The organism is Bacillus cereus group sp. MG4 (assembly GCF_040460055.1).
Lineage (GTDB): Bacteria > Bacillota > Bacilli > Bacillales > Bacillaceae_G > Bacillus_A > Bacillus_A wiedmannii.
Genome location: NZ_JARVGZ010000001.1, coordinates 468,319 through 485,906 on the forward strand (window position 1 = coordinate 468,319; position 17,588 = coordinate 485,906).

Sequence of the window (17,588 nt, forward strand, 5' to 3'; positions counted from 1 at the left end):
CTGGAGATAGTTTAGGGTACTATCATTCTTCCAGGAAAACGGATTTTTTTATGCATTTATTTTTGAATATTTATGAGTTTTGCAACACCCTCTGTACTAAGTGGTTTTGTGTTATCTATGGCACTTTATCATTCAAAAACAAATTATTGGGGATATTTAATTAAGAGATTTGTAAGAATCTATATTCCTTATTATTTTTGGATAATTGTTACCTTTGTTTTATTTATTTTATTTTCGTCGTATGAAGTGGTAGGACTACGGGATTGGTTCTATGATAGGTGGCAAGGGTCTATAACAAAATTAGATATTCTAAACCACTTTGTGCTTCTTAATAACTTTTTTACGGAAAATTATAATCCAGTTATTTGGTCATTGGCTCAAGAAATGCGTATATCTATTGTGTTCCCTTTATTATTCCTTCTTTTTTATAAACTTAATTGGAAGAAAACGATACTATTTGCTTTGAGCTTTTCTTTCATTAGTGTTTTTCTTAATATGTTGCATATTGGGAAAGCTGAAGGATTTTATAATGGTTATGCTGATACACTGCATTTTACATCTATGTTTATGGTTGGAATGTTACTTTTTAAGTATCAGGAAAAACTTATTTACTCATATAGGAATATGAAAAAATTAAAAAAAGGATTTCTTATTGCATTAGGGATTATTTTATATTTATATTCTATTTTAATTTATGGTTTTTCCCGTAATGATACTACTTTCTTATTAAAAGATTGGGGTGTCGTAATGGGGGTTAGTATATTTATTATAATGGCTATGAGTAACCTAAAAGTAAAAGCATTTTTAAATAAGAGTGTATTTGTATATTTAGGAGAAATTTCATACAGTATTTATTTGTGTCATTTTCCAATCATGATGGTACTTTTTAAACTTTTGTATACAAAGATACCTATCTATTTCCTTCTTACTTTGTGCATTGCAATGACACTACTTTTTTCTATAATTTCGTATCATTTAATCGAAAAGAAATGTATCAACTGGGCAAAACAAAGAACAACCAATTTTTTGAAAAAAGTATAATTCCTAGAGAGATTTTATTTCTTTAGTAAATATACGAATATGACCGATTCCTAAGTATACTTAGGAATCGGTCAATTTTGGATTCTAAATGTAAATATAATAAAGTGGAATATAATTGAAATCGAAAACCAATTAGAAATAACAATTACGGTGTGAGCTATTGTATAGTATAGATATGGTTAATAATAAAGGGGGACTACATATGTGGAAGCGATTTGTATCGATTGGTGATAGTTTTACAGAGGGCATAGGGGATGAAGTTGAGGGAATAACGTTAAAAAGCTGGGTAGATCATTTTGTTCAACTTTGTGTAAACGATATAGAATATGCTAATTTTGCAAAACGTGGGTTAGTAACTAAAGAAATACGCTCACAGCAATTGGAAAAGGCATTAACGTTTAATCCAGATTTGGTTAGTCTCATTGCAGGTGCAAACGATGTTTTAAAAGGACGTTGGAATCGTCAAGCATATAACAATGATATGGAATTTATGATAGATACATTAAGTAAAACAAATGCTGATATTATTATAGCAAGCCTTCCAGATTTTACAGTTCGGCTTCCTTTTTCTTCTGAAAAAAAACAAGTGTTAAAAGAACAATTATTAGAGGCAAATGAAATTATACTTTCACTGAGTAGAGAGTATAAGCTTCATCATGTTGATTTTTGGAATCATCATTTAGTAAATGATAATACGCTTTGGTCTACGGATTTGATTCATCCAAACTCAAAAGGATATGTAAAAGTTGCTGAATTAATTTTTAGTAGTTTGCCTGTACATGACTCTTCTAAATAAGCTGTAGAATGACCAAAACTCCTGTCGCATACTGTACAGGGGTTTTGATGCGAAATAGAAGAATGTACAACGCCTATAAATTATACTCTAAGTAATTCTTTTTATTGTTTATACCTTGTTATTTTCTCTTGCAGAACCCTTAGTATAAGGGTTCTTTTTTGTATCAAATATCTACAAAAAAGATAAGAGCGGAGAATCAAAACTAAAAGGTTTTTTAAATAATATTGTTAAAACGGCACTAATAATGACACCGATTGCTAAATAGATTCGCTTGTTTTGTTTGTAACAATCTTAAAATCTTCTCCTTCGAATGCAGCTTAATCATAAATTAAATTTTTTTGTAAATGTGGAACAATTTCATGACTTACACTGTCTATTAAGCGTTACAACATTTTTTATCTAATATATCAAGAAAGGAATAAATATTTTTAACTAAGAAGGGAGAAGATTGAATTGAAAAAATTATGGATGCTGCTTTTCTTTTGTTTTGCAGTTATGTTGGTAGGATGTAATAAAAACGAACCTCCAAAACAAACATTTGAAGAATATATCAATTTATGGAATGATAAAGAATTTGCAAATATGTATGATCATTTATCAGAACATGCTCAAAAAACAATTTCTAAAAATGAATTTGCCGAGAAATATCAAAAAATCTATGAGGGTATTGGAGTTAAGAATTTAAAAGTTAAAACGAAAGGTGAGAATGATAAAGATAAAGAGCTTTTTCTTTTTGAAGTTAAGATGGAGACGGATGGAGGAATAGTTTCATTTATCCATGAAGCAAAACTTGTGAAAGAAAAGGAATCTTGGAAAATAGATTGGACACCTGATTTCATTTTTCCAGGTATGAAAAAAGATTATAAAGTACGTATGCAAATAGAACAAGGAAAACGCGGAGAAATATATGATCGAAAGGGTAAAGCTCTTGCAACGAATGGGAAAGCGACTGAGGTTGGAATTATTCCAGAGAAATTAGGCGCAACGGCAGCGCAAACAAAAGAAATAGTGGCACAATTACTTGATATGTCTATAGAAGAGATCGAACAGAAGCTTTCAGCGAAATGGATAAAACCAGACTCCTTTGTACCAATTGGTATTTTAAAAGAGGGATCCAGACAGAATGATTATATTGAATTAGAAGGAGTTGCATCTCGTCCAGTAAATATTCGTACGTATCCATTAGGAGAAGCAGCGGCACACTTAACTGGTTATATAGGAAAAGTGAATGCAGAGGAGTTAAAATCGCTTCAAAAAAAAGGTTATCAAGCAGATGATTTAGTAGGTAAGACAGGTTTAGAGAAAGTACTAGAGAATACATTGCGTGGTGAAAAGGGTGGACGCGTATTTATAGAAGATGAGAATGGAAAAGAGATTAAAAATGTAGCAAAAAATGAAGCAATAGAAGGGGAAAATGTTACGTTAACAATTGATGCTGCAATGCAAGAAAAAATCTTTAATGAGATGAAAAATGAAGCAGGATCAAGTGCAGCGGTCAATCCTAAAACGGGTGAAACTATCGCACTTGTAAGTAGCCCTGCTTATAATCCAAATACAATAGTTAGAGGCGCCTCAAAAGCTCAACGAGAAGCATGGAATAACGACTCGAAACTACCAATGATGAATCGTTTCACACAAGCATTTGTACCAGGTTCCGTATTTAAAACGATTACTGGAGCAATTGGTTTGGAAACAAACACTATAAACCCTAAGGAAGAATTTAAAATTCAAGGATTAAAGTGGACAAAAGATTCATCTTGGGGAAATTATTATGTAACACGTGTGAAGGAAGCTAGTCCAATTGATTTTGATAAGGCAATGAAGTACTCTGATAATATTTATTTTGCTCAACAAGCTTTGAAAATGGGAAAAGATCAGTATGTAAATGAATTTAAGAAATACGGATTTCATGAAAAATTACCAATCGAATACGAATTTCCTATTTCAATCATTGCAAGAGAGGGGATAAAAAATGATATTCAGCTAGCAGACACGGGATATGGACAAGGGCAAGTATTAATGACACCACTTCATTTAGCGTTAACATATGCACCGATTGTGAATGGAGGGAATATTCCGTCACCTCATCTTTTAAAAGAAGCAAAAGTAGCGGGGAATTGGAAAGAAAATGTGGTTTCTAAAAAGAATCAAGAGATATTAAAGAGCGCATTAATAAAAGTCATTAATGACCCTGATGGCGCGGGGAGAATTGCTAAGGTTGATGGTATAACTCTTGCTGGTAAAACCGGTACAGCAGAACTGAAAGAGTCGAAAGAAGCAGACGGAAAAGAACTTGGATGGTTTGCAGCTTTTGATGCAAATGCGCCAGACATGATTGTAACTATGATGATTGAAGATGTAAAAGGAAGAGGGGGGAGTAACGTTCCAGGTGAAAAAGTAAAACATGTTTTTCAGAAATAATACTTAATTAGAAGGTTAAATTTACTTTTCTAGTAAATATACAAACCGTACAGATTCAAGATTATATTAGGAGCAATTCAATTTATCTAAACGTAGATTTTATGATTTTAATAATCGTATTTAATTGTGTGTTTTTTACGCAATTAAATACGATTATTTTTTATTTGGGAATTATAAAACAAAAAGTTTAAAATGTTAAATTTAAAAAATAATAGATGTTACACTTGACTGTATTTTCAGAAACATTACAAATCTGTTAGTTTGAAGTAAGGTTATTCAATATAAGTAAGAGGGAAATTTCTTTATACTAAAAGGTAAAAGTATATTTTATATTCTTACAGAAAATAAATATATACTTTAACTAGTACCGCTTAACGAACTCGTGGCATGTTGTGAAGTGGGAGATTCCTACGGACACCGAGAAGGGAGTCTTCTGTCGGAAAAGATAAATAAAAGGAGCTTAATATATGTATAAAATTATGATTGTAGAAGATGACCAAAAAATTTCTAAATTACTTCAATCCCATATTAATAAGTACGGATATGAAGGGGCTATTACAGAGGATTTTGAAAAAATTTTAGAGAACTTTGTGAAAATTCAACCTGATTTAGTTTTATTAGATGTAAATTTACCTAGTTTTGATGGTTTTTACTGGTGTCGACAAATTCGAACGCTCTCAACTTGTCCGATTATATTTATATCAGCACGTAATGGAGAGATGGAGCAAGTTATGGCACTTGAACATGGTGCAGATGATTATATCACTAAACCGTTTCATTATGAAGTTGTAATGGCAAAAATCCGAAGTCATCTTCGAAGAATCTACGGGGAATATGCACCTAAAGCGGAAGAAAGAGTTGTTCAGCAGTCGGGTTTAATACTTTATCCAGAAAAAATGGAATTAAAGCTAAATGATAGTATGTGTATTCTGTCTAAAAAAGAAACTGTTTTATTAGAAACTCTCTTACAACAATCTCCTAGCATTGTTAGTCGCGAGAAAATATTAGAAAAACTTTGGGATGATTATACGTATGTAGATGATAATACTTTAAGTGTAAATGTTACACGTGTCCGAAAAAAATTAGAAGAAATCGGAATAAAAAATGCATTAGAAACAGTTCGTGGTGCTGGATATCGATTGAAAATAACTTGGAAGAATGATGAGGTATAATGATGAATTTATTTTTACGTGAACATATCCCTTTCATCTGTTTCTCAATTATTCAGCTATTTGTTGTTCTAACTGTTTTTTGGCTGGATGGATATAATCATTTATCTACTGCGTTATATAGTGTGTTTTTAGGAGGGTGCTTTTTAATTGGGTTTTTAGTTTATCGCTATTATAGCCATCGTAGATTTTATAAAAAATTATCAACTCCTTCAGAAACATTAGAGGAATCCTTAGAAGAACTGGATGCTACTCCATTATCAGTTGCACTTCAGCGAGTATTAGAAGCACAATATAATCAATATCATCAACAGTTAAAGAATTGGGAGTATAAACAAAAAGAACACCTTACATTTATTAATCAATGGGTGCATCAGATGAAAACACCTTTATCAGTTATTGAACTTATCACACAAGAAGAGAATGGGGAAGTTTTTGAAAGTATCGTAGAAGAAGTAGATCAAATGCAGTATGGATTAGAAATGGTCTTATATATGGCACGATTACAAACGTTTGAGCAAGATTTTTATGTGGAAAGAGTTTCGTTACAGGATATTGTTCAAGAAGTAATCCGTGAAAATAAACGTCTGTTTATTCGTAACTATGTATATCCAGAAGTAAAAGTAAAACAAACTATTATGGTAGAAACCGATAGAAAGTGGCTTCGGTTTGTTATTCATCAAGTGATATCCAATGCCATTAAGTATTCAGCAGGAAGTAGAAAAAACGTTACTATTACTACATTAGAAGAAGAGCGCTCTGTAATCCTTACAATACAAGATCATGGTGTGGGAATTCCAACAGAAGACCTCCCGAGAGTGTTTCGCCCATTTTATACGGGGATAAACGGTCGGAAATTTAAGGAATCTACTGGGATGGGATTATATCTTGTGAAAAATATTATAAAAAGATTGGAACATAATATTGAAATAAAGTCGGAAGTAGGAAGTGGAACAACAATCCGTATCATTTTCCCTTATGCAAATCGTTAGAATGTATTTTATTTTGAATTTTTAGAAACCTTACACACCTGTTAGATACATGAAAGGTTAATCGATATGAGAAGAAGGGAAGTTTAGATAAACTTAGGTTATCAAAAGATAATAAGGAGCAAAATGATATGGAAATATTAAAGGTCTGTGAACTGAGTAAAATCTATACAGGAAAGGTATCTTATGAAGCACTCTCCGACATTAATTTGAGTGTAAAAAAAGGGGAGTTTGTAGGAATAATGGGTCCATCAGGAAGTGGGAAAACTACTTTGTTGAATATGGTTTCTACTATTGATTCTCCCACATCAGGAAAAATATTGATTAATGGAGAAAATCCATATCAACTATCTCGAAATGAACTGGCACTATTTCGAAGACGTGAATTAGGTTTTGTGTTTCAAGCATTCAATCTTCTTACCACATTAACTGTAAAAGAAAATATTGTTCTTCCTCTGACGTTAGATGGTACTAAAGTTGAGGAAATGAATCAGCAGGTAGATGGTATTGCAGAAAAATTAGGCATACAAGATATATTACATAAACGAACTTATGAGATATCTGGTGGGCAAGCACAAAGAACAGCCATTGCACGTGCTCTAATTCATAAACCAAAATTACTACTAGCAGATGAACCGACAGGAAACTTAGATTCAAAAGCCGCTAATGATGTAATGGAGTTATTAAAACGATTAAATAAAGAACAAGATGCAACAATGATGCTTGTTACGCACGATCCAGTGGCTGCAAGTTTTTGTGATCGTGTTGTATTTATTAAAGACGGAAAATCGTATAACGAAATTTATAATGGAGAAAGCCAACAAATGTTTTATCAAAAAATTATAGATGTACTTGCATTACTAGGAGGTCGTAAGCATGACTTTTCAAAGATTCGCTTTTAATAATATCATTCGAAGTAAGCGGACTTATGCTGCACACTTTCTAAGTAGTTCATTTTCAGTTATGGTTTTTTTCACATATTCACTTTTACTTTTCCATCCTGATTTACAAGGAGAACTAGTGTCCACGAGTAAAACAATGAGTCTATTAGGAACAATGGGGATGCAAATATCTCAATATCTTATTTTTATTTTTTCATTCTTCTTTCTTTTATATTCGGTGAGTTCTTTTTTAAAAACAAGAAAAAAAGAATTTGGAATTTTAATTATGCATGGTATGACACCGGCGCAGTTAAATAAATTAATTTTTTTAGAAAATATGTTAATTGGAATTGCATCTATTATGTTTGGTATCTTAATTGGTTTGATATTTGCAAAGCTCAATTTATTAGCAAGTGAGAATATATTAGCGATTGATAAGGGACTTCCTTTTTATGTTCCTATAAAAGCTGTCTTTATGACAACTGGCGCATTTTTGATTCTGTTTTTTGTTATTTCGTTCTTCACTTCTAAGATGGTAAAAGGAAACAAGTTGATTGATTTGATGAAATCAGAGGAAAAACCAAAAACAGAGCCAAAAGCATCAAAAACATTAACATTTCTTTCCGTATTCTTCATTGGATTAGGATATGGATGTGTGTTCTATTTCGTACTAGAAAGAAACTTCATTATGCCTTACTTACTTGGAGGGGTAGTCTTTGTAGTGATAGGGACATATTTTCTATTCTCACAGTTGAGCGTGTATGTAATAAGCGTCTTAAAGAAAAAAGATACTGTGTTTTTTAATAAAACAAACCTTCTTACTATATCTGAATTGGCCTATCGTATGAAGGATAATGCAACCATGTTCTTTATGCTAGCAATCGTTTCCGCTGTGGCCTTCACAGGGATTGGTACATGCCTAGCAATGGGGAATAAGGGATTAACCGAAATGACAAACCCATTTGCATTTACCTATACCTCGTTAGGAGAGAATCAACAAGAAGAAGAGCACATTACAGAAATAAAAAAACAACTCACTCGCTCAAATTTCTCTTATCAGGTAGCAGTTACGAATCCTAAATTCACGGAAAATAATTTAGTGTTAATCAAAGTATCAGAGTATAACAAGTTTGCAAAAATCTTTGGGTATGAAATGGAAAAGGTAGATAATGATCAAGAAGCGATCATAGTACCTTCAATAGTTTCGCAAAAAGAAAAGTATGCAAGAGGAAAAGATATACCTGAGAAAATAGATGTAGTACAGGAAAACTTAGAGATGTCCCTTCGGGTCAAGAAAGCAGTCCCATATATAGTTCTCCCAAATACAATTGGAGCTATTATTGTTGTTTCGGATTCTCTGTACGATAAAATCCCTAACAGAAAGACGGAAGACGATTCTTACGTAATGAAAAATCAATATGGTTTTGTCGTGGAGAATTGGGAAAAATCAAGTGTGGTTTCAAAAAAATTAGAAGCAACACTGGGTAATAATAATTCGGTGCAAGCACATTATTTTTTTAAAGCATTATATTCTGAATGGATTTCTTCGAAGCAAGAGAACGGTATTTTACTTATTGTTAGTGTATTAGTAGGCATCGTATTCTTTACGTTTGCAGCCAGTCTTTTATATTTCCGACTATATGCAGATTTAGAAAGGGAACAACAACAATATGAAATGATTGCGAAGGTCGGTCTAAGTAAAAGAGAGCTAAAGAAAATCGTAACGCGTCAGCTTATGTTAATGTTCTTCTTGCCTTTAATTATAGCGATTATTCATAGTGGTATCGCATTTATAGCCTTGCAACAGTTAATTGACTACTCTGTTTTAAAGATGTCCATTTTAATTATACTAGCCTTTATATCCATTCAAAGTGTGTACTTTTTCACTGTCCGTTGGCGTTATTTACAACGGTTATATAAAAAAATCATGTAGCGTATTGATAAAACAAGCAACGAGGAGAGAAAGAAATGAAAAAAGTAATGAAAATGTGCATGGCAGGAATTGTATCTATTTCTATGTTAGGAGCTTGTTCTTTTGGAAAGAAAGAAGAACCAAGGAATGCCGCTTTATTGATTGGGGGAGAACAATCATTAAAAGAAATAGTAAATCAACATAAAAGTGAAATTAAGACCAACACTTTATATAAAGTGAAAAAAGCAGAAATTGATGGTAAACAGGTTTTAATTATGGATCAAAAAACTGCGGAGAAAATGGTTGAAATCGGTGTGTTGAGAGAATCAGATAATGATAATGAAGTATGGAGTTCAGACCCAATTAAGTCAGTACCTGCAGTTCCAAAGGGGAAAGCTGTCTTACTAGCTAGTAAGAAAAATAAAAAAATTAAGGAATTAATAATTGATGAAAAGAAAATAGATATTCAGTATGCTAGCGATACTTGGTTTGGTCACTATCGTAATTCAGATTATGAGGAGCTAATTGTAATTGTTGATAATGCTACTTTCAATCAAATCCCTGTAAATGAAACATCAATGGAAATCCTACATTTCAATAAATCGTATGGAGAAGATAGACCATACAACTCAGATGATGTTAAGGCTGTACAAGCAGAAACTGAATGGAAAAAACTCACTAAAACTATGGGGAGTCAAGTAGATGCAATAGATTCAATTTCTATTATAGAAAAATAGTGCAAGCATATTTAATACAGAAAAACCAGGATAAATTCATAAATTTATCTTGGTTTTTTCATTTTATCTCCTGCTTTTATATTTTTAAGTAAGAATTTTCTATCCAAAAAAGATTATTAATGGAACAAATGTAACTTGTATCTTGTCTATATATTGAAACCATAATAAAAGTGAGGGCAGTTTTATGTTTATTCAAAAAAGTTTGAGGTGTGGAAATGGAGCAGACGTTTATTAAAAAGTGTAATCATGATGAGCTGGACTATATTATAAAAGACTATTGGCAAGATGTATGGAATTATTCATTTATTATTACGAAAGATCCACACTTATCAGATGATATCACGCAAGATGTGTTTATAAAGGTATTTAAAAATTGGAATTCATTTCGAAAGGAGTCATCTATTAAAACGTGGATATTAAAAATTACAAGAAATACAGCAATAAACTATTTGAAATCCTCTTATTTTAAAAGGATATCATTAGTAGGTTTTTTTAGTGACGATAAGCAATCTCCATCGGCAGAACGAGAATTTTTTAAGCAAGAGGAAATGAATGAAGTGTGGGATGTTGTATTAAAACTACCTAAAAAACACCGTGAAATAATTATTTTAGACGCAAAATATGAATTATCTTATGAAGAAATGGCTGAAACACTAGGCGTATCCATTGGAACTGTAAAATCTAGATTAAGTAGAGCAAGAAGTAAGGTTTCAAAATTAATTGGGGAGGGTAGTAGTGATGAACAATAAACAAAATCCTGACTGGTATAGAAAATTAAAAAAAGGCCCAATGGAGAATCGTAAAGATGAAGAAGAATTTATTTTTAAAATAAAGCAGTCTATATACGAAAATAATGAAGCGGATCTTGTAAAATATAAAAGACCTTTTCATAAAAAAGCAGTACCTATTGTAGTGGTTTTAGCTTGTACATTTTTATTTTTTATTGTTCAACAACCTTGGCTTGATGATAATAAATCACCGGTACAAAGTAGTACTCAAATTAAGCCTAAAACAAAAGATGAGTCTGCTCAAGATCCAACATTAAAACCGTTTATGAATGAACTATATCAAAGTACAAATTCAAAAAATGAAAATGACTTGTATAGAGCATTAAATGATGAAGTTTTATATAAAGGGAAGAGTTATAAGAAGGATGAATTGAAGTTTGATGAAGATATTTTTCATGAGCTGCAAGTTGCTCTTACAATGGGAGGAGAGTTTGTAAATGATACAAAGAAAGTATACAAAGTACCAAGTGGATTAACAGAAAGTAACCAACCAAAGCAAGAACATTTTATATATGCAACTGTTACTGGAAATAAAACGAAAATTTTAGCTGAACCAAAACGAGAAGCACGAGTTTTATATGAAGTATCTAATGAAATGGTAAAAGCTTGGATTCCAGAAAAAGTGAAGAATGATGGATATATAAAAATATCGACTATTAATGGTAATACTGGATATGTACAAAAAGAGTATGTTTTAACTGATATTAAATATTCTTTCATGTTCGAAAAAAATGATGAAGGTATATGGGGAATAGCGAATATAGAATCTATATGGTAAAAGAGGAAGGTTCACTTTAGTGAACCTTCCTCTTTGTCTTTATTTTCATTTTGAAGTGAATTCCACGATTCTAAAATTTCTGATGTAACGAGAGCGGCACTGTTTTTTTCTGTCTTACCACCAGGAATTACAACAGAAATAGCAATTTGTGGATCTTCGGTAGGAGCATATGCAATGAAAAGAGAATGATTTATCATTTTTTCTTGCTCGTTCGGAAAGCCTGTTATACCTGTTTTACCTGCGACATGAAAGGGCAAGTTTTTAATCTCCTCTATATTCTGACTCATCCCAGCTTGCATGACACTCCAAAATTTCATAGGATAATGATTTGAACTTTCTAATATCGGTTTAAACTTTTTTGTGTCCTTACCGTTCTGATCAATAATAGCACTTAAGATTTGAGGCTTATATTTATCACCTTTACTTGCCAAAGTCGCTGCATATTGAGCAAGTTGAAGAGGGGTATGCACTTCGTTTCCTCCCCAAGAGGCATTTAATAAAGCAGAGACTCCATTTTCAAACTTGATTGTTGGATGAAATTCATATTGTCCGTCTTCTTCAAAGGGTAAATCAATACCCGTTTTAGAGCGAAGACCGAATTGCTTTAAATAATCTGTCCATATATTTGCTACCTTTTCTATGTTCCCATTATTTTGGTTGAATAATGGTAGAGCTACTTTTGCTGTCATAAATGTATTAGAAGAATTAATGATAGCTTGACTCGGTGTAATCTCACCTGTTGGCGTTCCAGGTGCATTCGTAATGTTAGTTTGATTATCATATTGAAAAGTACCTTTATCTAAATAAGTATCTTCAGGTTGAAAAAGCTTTTCGTTTAATCCGATTAAAATAGTAAGTGGCTTTATAGTAGAGGCCATATTTACATAAGATTCACCATACTTTAATTTTTGAATTGCTTTATTTTGCGAAAGTGATTTGATGTTTTCTTTTTTAGATGATACTTGTTCATATAATGTATTTGGATCAAACACTGCTGAGTTGGCCATTGATAAAATAGCTCCAGTTTTAACATCGCTCACTACAGCGTAACCAGCATTAGCATCAGGTATTTTCTTAATTTGAGATCTTAATGCTTCCTCTGTTTTTTGCTGTAACTTAGAGTCTAAAGCTAGCCGTATATCTTTTCCTTTTTGTACTTTTTGAATGTTCCATAAAAATCTTTTATTATTCATTTTAAAAATAAGAGTTTTTCCGGGTTTTCCTTTTAAATCATTTTCATATTGTAGCTCAATCCCGCTTTTTCCAACGGGTACATTAAGGGCATTTTCTACATACCCAATTACTTGTGAACCAATTTCATGTTTGGGATAATATCGAATCACTTCATCTTTGATTATTACATTATTGGGTTTGTTTTTGTTTATGAATGCAAGTTCATTTTCAGTTATGTCAGAGTATAACGGTATATCATTCATAGTCTTCTTTTTACAAGATTGTTGTAATTGAGATTTTATGTCCTCTGTAGAAATATCATGTTGAAACTTGTTTGAAAATTGATTGAAAAAAGCCAATGTGCTTGATGTAGCATGATTCGATAGCTTTTCATCATTATAAGTGCAATATAAAGACTTAACTTTCTTATTTGTAGCTAGTATCACACCATTTTGATCAAGAATTTCTCCTCTTTCAGCTGAAGAAGTCTCGGTAGTAATTGAAACGAAATTGCTTTTTAGCAAAATTATTAAAATCACACCTACAATAGAAAGAACCGCTATAAATCTCCATTTTTTTATTTTTGTATGTAACATAAAACCCTCCCTTTTTAGCCTATTCCATCTTATAGTTAATATTTTTTTTTGTAAATGTGGAACAACTTTATTATTTAGGTTGTCTATTAAGTATTACAGCATGAAGAAAGGAACAATCAGTATGAAAATTTACTAGCAAGTCTATATGTAAGTTTAATAAGAGTCATTATACAGTTTAGCATTTCTAATGCAAGCGAAAAAAATAGAGAGAAACAGGAAGGGAGAGGTGTTAATTACGTAGCTAAACGAAAAGGAATGGATGCTTACAAGGAGTAGGCAAAAAATTGAGACGATATTTATAAACGATTATCGGTATCTAATATATAAGGAATGCTCTTAGTATTTGTAGCAATTCCTAAAAGGGATTTAATGGAGGATTTATGAAAGAACAAAAAGGAAAAAAGCAGAAGACATATGTATCTATTCGATTAAATATAATGTTCCTTTGCATATTTTTGCTATTCTCGGCTATTATTATGCAGTTAGGAAAAGTACAAATCGTTGAGGGAGAGGCTTATAAGAATCAAGTGGAAAATAGTCAAAATGCAACAACTAGCATTCCAGTTCCACGTGGACAAATACTAGATCGAGAAGGGAAAACAGTTGTTAATAATAAATCTCTTCGTACAATTACGTATACAAGGGTAAAGGGAATTACTAGTGAAGATATTTTAAAAACAGCAAAAGACTTAGAAAAAGTACTTGAAATTCCCGAACAAGATATAAATAAATTAACAGATATCGATAAAAAAGATTTTTGGATGCAGTTGAATACGAAACGTGCGGAAACAATGATTACTAAAAAAGATATAGAAAAATTAAAAGATAAGGGTATAGAGGGAAAAGAGTTAGATAAAAAAATAGAAGACTTAAGACGAAGTCGCGTTACAGAAATAGAATTGGCAGAATTAACAGTACAAGATTTAAATGTGCTAGCTATTAAAAGTAAAATGAGTTCAGGTTATCAACTTACACCACAAATTATTAAAAAAGATGTAACAGATGAAGAGTATGCGCGAATAAGTGAAAACCTTGCGAATTTTCCAGGAGTAGATGCAACTGTTGATTGGGAACGTAATTATGTAAATGGTAATTTATTTCGTTCTGTATTAGGAAATATTACGAGTAGTGAAGAAGGACTACCGAAAGAAAATTTAGATTCTTATTTGGTACGTGGATATAACCGTAATGATCGTGTCGGAAAAAGTTATATTGAACAACGATATGAAGATGTATTACACGGTACAAAAGAAGAAGTGAAAAATATTACTGATAAATCAGGAAACATTATAAATACAGAAATAGTCTCTAAAGGAAAAAGTGGTAATAGTTTAACATTAACGATTGATATGGAATTACAAAAGAAAGTGGAAGAAAGTATAGAGAAAAATTTGAGAGCTTTTAAGAGTTCAGAGCCGCTGCTCGATCGAGCTTTTGTCGTCATGACGAATCCAAATAACGGACAGATTTTATCTATGGCAGGCAAAAAGATTGTAGAAAAAGAAGGGAAAATAGAGATCGAGGATTTGGCATTAGGTAACATGACAACTTCCTATGAACTAGGGTCAGCTGTAAAAGGTGCTACTTTATTAACTGGATATGAGACAGGGGCAATACATCCAGGAGATCAATTCTATGACGCACCGATGAAATTTAAAGGTACACAAGCTAAGAAATCGTGGAATGTATCCGGATTTGGTAATATTAATGATTTACGAGCTTTACAAGTATCTTCGAATGTATACATGTTCCAGACAGCTTTAAAAATTGCGGGAGTTAATTACGTACCAAATGGCACATTGGATATTAAACAAGGAGCATTTGATACGATGCGCTATTATTTCAAGCAATTTGGTTTAGGTGTTCCAACAGGTATTGATTTACCGAATGAAATAATTGGACAAACGAGAAAAGTAGATAGTCAACCTGGTTTTTTACTAGACTTTTCTATTGGCCAGTATGATACGTATACGCCGTTGCAATTAGCGCAATATATTTCAACGATTGCGAATGGTGGGTATAGAATGCAACCTCAAATTGTACAAGAAATACGAGAACAATCAATAAAAGAAGAAGAGGTTGGCAAAGTTATACGCTCTATAGAGCCTGTTGTATTAAATCGAGTTGATATGAAGACAGAACATATTGATCGGATAAAAGAAGGGTTTAGATGGGTATTCCAAGAAGGTGATGGAACTGGCGTGAAGTATTTCAAAAACGCGCCATATAAACCAGCAGGAAAGACAGGGACAGCTCAAACTGTATATGGTGGAGATGATCCAATTGGTAGAAATGCAAAAGGAGAACGTATGGAATGCTACAACTTAACGTTAGTTGGATATGCTCCATATGATAATCCAGAAGTAGCGTTCTCAGTAGTAGTTCCATGGCTTCATAACGATAAAAGTGGAATTAATTCTATAATTGGAAAAGAAGTTTTAGATGTATACTTTGATTTGAAAAAGCAGCGTATAAATGGTGAAGTTGCTGGTATAGATGTTTCGAATCAAAACCAGTAAAATTTGTAAACTTTTCTCAGGGGAAGAGCCCATGTTTATATAAAGGCATTAATAAGTAAAAAGATGAGATGTGAAATAAGCGATAGTGGCGATTATAGTTGCTATCACTTATTTTGTTAATAGCGCTGATACTAGTTATAAAGTTTATGGAACAAATTTGTTTCGGTGATTGTCTATTATGTGTACGTATAAAAAGGTATTAAGAATTGGAAAGGAATGATTGTTTTGAAAAACAAGAAAATGCTAAAAATAGGTATATGCGTTGGTATATTAGGTTTAAGTCTTACAAGCTTAGAAGTTTTTAAAGGAGGGGCATTGCAAGTTGAGGCGAAAGAAAAGACAGGACCAAATCATGCGATGTATAAAGACTTCTCTCAACTTGAGAAAAAATTCGATGCACGATTAGGTGTATATGCTATTGATACTGGTACAAATCAAACAATCTCTTATCGACCTAACGAAAGATTTGCTTTTGCATCAACCTACAAGGCGTTAGCGGCAGGAGTGTTACTACAGCAAAACTCTACTGAGAAATTAAATGAAATTATTACTTATACGAAAGAAGACTTAGTGGATTATTCACCTGTTACCGAGAAACATGTAGATACTGGAATGACACTAGGAGAAATTGCTGAGGCTGCTGTTCGTTACAGTGATAATACTGCAGGGAACATTTTATTTAACAAAATAGGCGGACCAAAAGGATATGAAAAAGCGCTTAGAAAGATGGGGGATCGGGTTACTATGTCTGATCGCTTTGAAACAGAATTAAATGAGGCTATTCCAGGAGACATTCGTGACACTAGTACAGCGAAAGCAATTGCTACGAATCTGAAAGCTTTTACGGTCGGAAATGCACTTCCGGTTCATAAACGTAACATTCTTACAGGGTGGATGACAGGAAATGCTACAGGAGACAAACTTATTCGTGCAGGCGTACCAACTGACTGGATAGTTGCAGATAAATCAGGTGCTGGAAGTTATGGGACAAGAAATGATATTGCTATCGTTTGCCCGCCAAATAGAGCACCAATTATTATCGTAATTTTATCTAGTAAAGATGAGAAAGAAGCTACTTATGATAATCAACTCATTGCAGAGGCAACTGAAGTTATAGTTAAGACTCTTAAGTGATAATCTCTCAATTCTTTATGTAATAAAATATGAACTTGGAAAGTGATTCTTTTTAATATGAAAAGAATCGCTTTTTTGTATTCCTATAATGAATAGTAAGTATATAAGCGAAAATTATTATTTCATGGACAATTTATCCCCTAAAGTGCATGAGGGAAATTTTCTCATGTGGTGTTCATAGCAATAATATTATTATGTATACGATAATAATATTTTGGAGTAGTTAAGCTAAATACTCCTATATGGATATGTAATTTTACATATCCATATAAAAGACACATATGTGCTAATCACTATTAAATTATATTGAAATCATTTTTAGGTAAGGGGATTCATTTAGATTTAAGGGAATCAAAGAATTTTTATGTTAAATTATCATAGTATAATTATTTCACTTTATGAAATGAAATTTGTATTAAACTTTTTTAAATATAATATTTTTAAATTTGAATAATAAATATCTGAAAAATCAAATTTAAACACTATGATTTTCAGGTTTACTTATGAAAAACATAGTGTTTAAAATGAGGGGGAAGTAAGGTCCTTATATTCTATCAAAAATAAATAAAAAACGAGATACGATTACTCGAAAAAATTTCTATCCTCAAGTGTGTGTGATGAAATCCTAACGTTAGGTTGTACAACATTTACGAT

General features: G+C 32.1%; 12 protein-coding genes and 1 pseudogene. 12 read left to right on the forward strand and 1 reads right to left on the reverse strand.

Annotated features, from left to right (window positions below):
* Nucleotides 1–93: 93 nt before the first annotated feature.
* The 10 genes and pseudogenes from QCI41_RS02425 to QCI41_RS02470 all read left to right on the forward strand — a co-directional run.
* Nucleotides 94–1,041 (forward strand): annotated as a pseudogene (locus QCI41_RS02425) (acyltransferase family protein); the annotation flags it as partial.
* 175 nt (nt 1,042–1,216) lie between these two features.
* Nucleotides 1,217–1,837, forward strand: coding sequence for an SGNH/GDSL hydrolase family protein (locus QCI41_RS02430; RefSeq protein WP_353838885.1), 621 nt, complete (start codon nt 1,217–1,219; stop codon nt 1,835–1,837).
* 453 nt (nt 1,838–2,290) lie between these two features.
* On the forward strand, nt 2,291–4,258 hold the full coding sequence (locus tag QCI41_RS02435) for a penicillin-binding transpeptidase domain-containing protein (RefSeq protein WP_353838474.1): 1,968 nt from the start codon (nt 2,291–2,293) through the stop codon (nt 4,256–4,258).
* Between the two features lie 467 nt (nt 4,259–4,725).
* A complete protein-coding gene (locus QCI41_RS02440; protein ID WP_353838473.1) occupies nt 4,726–5,430 on the forward strand; it encodes a response regulator transcription factor in 705 nt (234 codons plus the stop codon).
* A gap of 2 nt (nt 5,431–5,432) precedes the next feature.
* Nucleotides 5,433–6,419, forward strand: a complete 987-nt coding sequence (locus tag QCI41_RS02445; RefSeq protein ID WP_353838472.1) for a sensor histidine kinase — start codon at nt 5,433–5,435, stop codon at nt 6,417–6,419.
* Between the two features lie 128 nt (nt 6,420–6,547).
* Nucleotides 6,548–7,318, forward strand: coding sequence for an ABC transporter ATP-binding protein (locus tag QCI41_RS02450; protein WP_353838471.1), 771 nt, complete (start codon nt 6,548–6,550; stop codon nt 7,316–7,318).
* Nucleotides 7,293–9,230, forward strand: coding sequence for an FtsX-like permease family protein (locus QCI41_RS02455; RefSeq protein ID WP_353838470.1), 1,938 nt, complete (start codon nt 7,293–7,295; stop codon nt 9,228–9,230). Before QCI41_RS02450 ends, QCI41_RS02455 begins: the two co-directional genes overlap by 26 nt.
* 35 nt (nt 9,231–9,265) lie before the next feature.
* Nucleotides 9,266–9,946 (forward strand): lipoprotein BA_5634 family protein, encoded by a 681-nt coding sequence (locus tag QCI41_RS02460; RefSeq protein WP_353838469.1) that lies wholly within the window; start codon nt 9,266–9,268, stop codon nt 9,944–9,946.
* Between the two features lie 215 nt (nt 9,947–10,161).
* Nucleotides 10,162–10,695 (forward strand): RNA polymerase sigma factor, encoded by a 534-nt coding sequence (locus tag QCI41_RS02465; RefSeq protein ID WP_353838468.1) that lies wholly within the window; start codon nt 10,162–10,164, stop codon nt 10,693–10,695.
* Complete coding sequence (locus QCI41_RS02470; RefSeq protein ID WP_353838467.1) at nt 10,685–11,512, forward strand: SH3 domain-containing protein; 828 nt, start codon at nt 10,685–10,687, stop codon at nt 11,510–11,512. The genes QCI41_RS02465 and QCI41_RS02470 overlap by 11 nt, the downstream gene beginning before the upstream one ends.
* Before the next feature lie 11 nt (nt 11,513–11,523).
* Here QCI41_RS02470 and QCI41_RS02475 read toward each other — a convergent pair whose 3' ends face one another.
* Nucleotides 11,524–13,281 carry a peptidoglycan D,D-transpeptidase FtsI family protein gene (locus tag QCI41_RS02475; RefSeq protein WP_353838466.1) on the reverse strand — a complete coding sequence of 586 codons (1,758 nt, stop codon included), beginning with the start codon at nt 13,279–13,281 and terminating at the stop codon, nt 11,524–11,526.
* A gap of 380 nt (nt 13,282–13,661) precedes the next feature.
* On the opposite strand from QCI41_RS02475, the gene QCI41_RS02480 reads away from it, so the two are divergent.
* Nucleotides 13,662–15,800, forward strand: coding sequence for a peptidoglycan D,D-transpeptidase FtsI family protein (locus QCI41_RS02480; RefSeq protein WP_353838465.1), 2,139 nt, complete (start codon nt 13,662–13,664; stop codon nt 15,798–15,800).
* A 216-nt stretch (nt 15,801–16,016) separates the two neighbouring features.
* Nucleotides 16,017–16,934, forward strand: coding sequence for a class A beta-lactamase Bla1 (gene bla / locus QCI41_RS02485; RefSeq protein ID WP_353838463.1), 918 nt, complete (start codon nt 16,017–16,019; stop codon nt 16,932–16,934).
* Nucleotides 16,935–17,588 lie beyond the last annotated feature (654 nt).

Coding starts and splice junctions, on each gene's coding strand:
- QCI41_RS02430 (WP_353838885.1), top strand. CDS start 1,217: ATGGTTAATAATAAAGGGGGACTACATATGTGGAAGCGATTTGTATCG.
- QCI41_RS02440 (WP_353838473.1), top strand. CDS start 4,726: ATGTATAAAATTATGATTGTAGAAGATGACCAAAAAATTTCTAAATTA.
- QCI41_RS02445 (WP_353838472.1), top strand. CDS start 5,433: ATGAATTTATTTTTACGTGAACATATCCCTTTCATCTGTTTCTCAATT.
- QCI41_RS02450 (WP_353838471.1), top strand. CDS start 6,548: ATGGAAATATTAAAGGTCTGTGAACTGAGTAAAATCTATACAGGAAAG.
- QCI41_RS02455 (WP_353838470.1), top strand. CDS start 7,293: ATGACTTTTCAAAGATTCGCTTTTAATAATATCATTCGAAGTAAGCGG.
- QCI41_RS02460 (WP_353838469.1), top strand. CDS start 9,266: ATGAAAAAAGTAATGAAAATGTGCATGGCAGGAATTGTATCTATTTCT.
- QCI41_RS02465 (WP_353838468.1), top strand. CDS start 10,162: ATGGAGCAGACGTTTATTAAAAAGTGTAATCATGATGAGCTGGACTAT.
- QCI41_RS02470 (WP_353838467.1), top strand. CDS start 10,685: ATGAACAATAAACAAAATCCTGACTGGTATAGAAAATTAAAAAAAGGC.
- QCI41_RS02475 (WP_353838466.1), bottom strand. CDS start 13,281: ATGTTACATACAAAAATAAAAAAATGGAGATTTATAGCGGTTCTTTCT.
- QCI41_RS02480 (WP_353838465.1), top strand. CDS start 13,662: ATGAAAGAACAAAAAGGAAAAAAGCAGAAGACATATGTATCTATTCGA.
- bla (WP_353838463.1), top strand. CDS start 16,017: ATGATTGTTTTGAAAAACAAGAAAATGCTAAAAATAGGTATATGCGTT.